The following is a 2301-nucleotide window of genomic DNA, read 5'->3' on the forward strand; positions in this document are numbered from 1 at the left end:
AGGTCGGCGAACGCGTGAACATCCCCGACGACTTGGTGCCCGCCGACGCGCGGGTCGAGATCGACGCCAAGATGGCCGCGGGTTACTTCACCCCTGGCGTGGTGCCTGGCGACGAGGAGCTGAGGAAGTCGAAGGGCCGCGGGTTGGACGGATGAGCCTCGGCACCTCCGGAGATCTGAACACCGAGCTGGCCGACGGCGCCGCGGCCACGCTGCGCAGCACCGTCGCCGTCCGCGAGCGTGCCGCCCATCTGCTTCGACGGGCGCGCGCCGGCGAGTCGCCGTGGTTCGTCGTGCACGATCCATCGATACCGGTCGCGGTGGCCGAGGTCGTCGGGGTGACCCGGCACCGCTATCCCGATCTGAACATCCCGTTCCACAGCCGCTGGCGTCACTTCGAGGCGGGCGGCGTGGACCGCAAGGCCGAACTCGAGGTGCGGCTGGCGGCGCTGGATCCGTCGGCGCGGGCCCGCGCCATGATCGACCTGACCGTGGTCAGCGTGCTGCTCGACGCGGGGGCGGGCCCCGACTGGCACTACGCCGAGGGGGCCAGCGGACAGCGGTTCGCCCGTTCCGAGGGGCTGGGTGTCGCGACGTGGAACGCCTTCATGGACGGGCTCTTCTCCAGCGACGCGGGTGCCCCCCTGCGGGTCGACGCGGAGGGACTGCGCAGGATGTCCACCAGCCGCCTCGCCGAGGCGTTCCAGGCCGAACCGGACAATCCGCTCGTCGGGATCGACGGCCGGGTGGCGCTGCTGCACAGGTTGGGTGAGGCATTGGCCGGCCAACCCGAGATGTTCGGTCCGCTCGGCCGCCCCGGTGGGCTCTACGACCGGCTGCTTCCGCAACACGGACCCGCGACCATCACCGCGCACGACATCCTCTCCCGACTCCTGGTCTCGCTATCGGGAATCTGGCTGGCGGACAACATGATCGGCGAGCATCCGCTCGGTGACTGCTGGCGCCACCCTGCCGTGCCCGGGCCCGGCCTCACCGATGGCTGGATGCCGTTCCACAAGTTGTCCCAATGGCTGACGTACTCGTTGCTCGAACCGTTCGAATGGGCGGGCGTTCGCGTCGTGGGCCTTGATGCATTGACGCCGCTTCCCGAATACCGCAACGGCGGACTTCTCCTGGATTCCGGGGTGCTGCGCATGCGCGACCCCGGATGGGTGCGAAACGCCTGGAAGGTCGACGACGAACTGGTGGTCGAGTGGCGGGCGTTGACGGTGGCATTGCTCGACGAACTGGCTCCGTCGGTGCGCGCAGGCCTCGGCACGGATGCGGTGCGAATGCCGTTGGCATGTGTGCTCGAGGGCGGCACGTGGGCAGCGGGCCGAGCGCTGGCACAGCGCCTTCGGGGCGGGTTGCCACCACTGGTCATCGTCAGCGACGGCACGGTCTTCTAGAGGATGGCAATGGACTTGGGAATGGGCGGCATACACCTGATCGATCACCCACTGGTGCAGCACAAGATGACCCTGCTCCGCCGAAAGGAGGCTTCCACCAAGAGTTTCCGACAGCTGGTCAACGAAATCTCGGCACTGGTGGCCTACGAGGTGCTTCGCGACATCCCACTGCACGACATCGAGATCGAAACACCGCTGGAGACCATGACCGGACGGGTCATCGACGGCAAGAAGCTGGTCTTCGTCTCGATTCTGAGGGCAGGCACCGGCATCCTCGACGGCATGCTCGACGTGGTGCCGGGTGCCCGTGTCGGTCACATCGGTCTCTACCGTGACCCCAAGACTCTGGTCGCCATCGAGTACTACTTCAAGATGCCAGGGGATCTGCACGAGCGTGACGTGGTGATCGTCGACCCCATGCTGGCCACCGGAAACTCCGCGGTGGCCGCGGTGGATCGGCTCAAGGAGTGCGGGCCGAAGTCCATCAAGTTCGTCTGTCTGCTGACGTGCCCCGAGGGCATCGCGGCCATGCAGTCGGCCCATCCCGACGTGCCGATCTACACGGCCGCCGTCGATCGCCAGCTCGACGAACACGGCTACATCCTGCCCGGCCTCGGAGACGCGGGCGACCGGATCTTCGGGACCAAGTAGTCCGTCCGGTCACGCCCGGCGTGGCAGCGCCGCACCGATGAGCGGTGCGATCTTGTCCGCCATGTAGGCATGCCCGGCGTCCGTCGGGTGCACGCCGTCCTGGCCGATGAGGTCGGGCCTGTCGACGAACCAGCGCTGCGCGATCGGGTCGACGAAGGTGGCGCCCGCCAGCATCGCCTGGAAGGAGAGGATGTCGCGGATCTGCAGGATCGCGGGCGGCACGTCGGCCGTCGGCCACGGCG

General features: G+C 68.0%; 2 protein-coding genes and 2 pseudogenes. 3 read left to right on the forward strand and 1 reads right to left on the reverse strand.

Annotated elements, in window-relative coordinates; genetic code table 11:
* The 3 genes and pseudogenes from ACRDUX_RS38530 to upp all read left to right on the forward strand — a co-directional run.
* Positions 1-155 (forward strand): annotated as a pseudogene (locus ACRDUX_RS38530) (GTP cyclohydrolase II); the annotation flags it as partial.
* On the forward strand, positions 152-1408 hold the full coding sequence (locus ACRDUX_RS38535; protein WP_526422428.1) for a DUF1688 family protein: 1257 nt from the start codon (positions 152-154) through the stop codon (positions 1406-1408). The pseudogene ACRDUX_RS38530 and the gene ACRDUX_RS38535, both read left to right, overlap by 4 nt.
* Positions 1409-1429: 21 nt before the next feature.
* The gene (gene upp / locus ACRDUX_RS38540; protein WP_526422430.1) at positions 1430-2059 is read left to right on the forward strand and encodes a uracil phosphoribosyltransferase; all 630 of its coding nucleotides are present in this window, start codon (positions 1430-1432) and stop codon (positions 2057-2059) included.
* Between the two features lie 9 nt (positions 2060-2068).
* Here upp and ACRDUX_RS38545 read toward each other — a convergent pair.
* A pseudogene (locus ACRDUX_RS38545) lies at positions 2069-2301 on the reverse strand (Rv0518 family GDSL lipase); the annotation flags it as partial.

Source organism: Mycobacterium sp. (assembly GCF_050701675.1).
GTDB lineage: Bacteria > Actinomycetota > Actinomycetes > Mycobacteriales > Mycobacteriaceae > Mycobacterium.

Bases quoted from the DNA above. Each gene is read 5' to 3' on its own strand.
- ACRDUX_RS38535 (WP_526422428.1), top strand. From the start codon at position 152: ATGAGCCTCGGCACCTCCGGAGATCTGAACACCGAGCTGGCCGACGGC.
- upp (WP_526422430.1), top strand. From the start codon at position 1,430: ATGGGCGGCATACACCTGATCGATCACCCACTGGTGCAGCACAAGATG.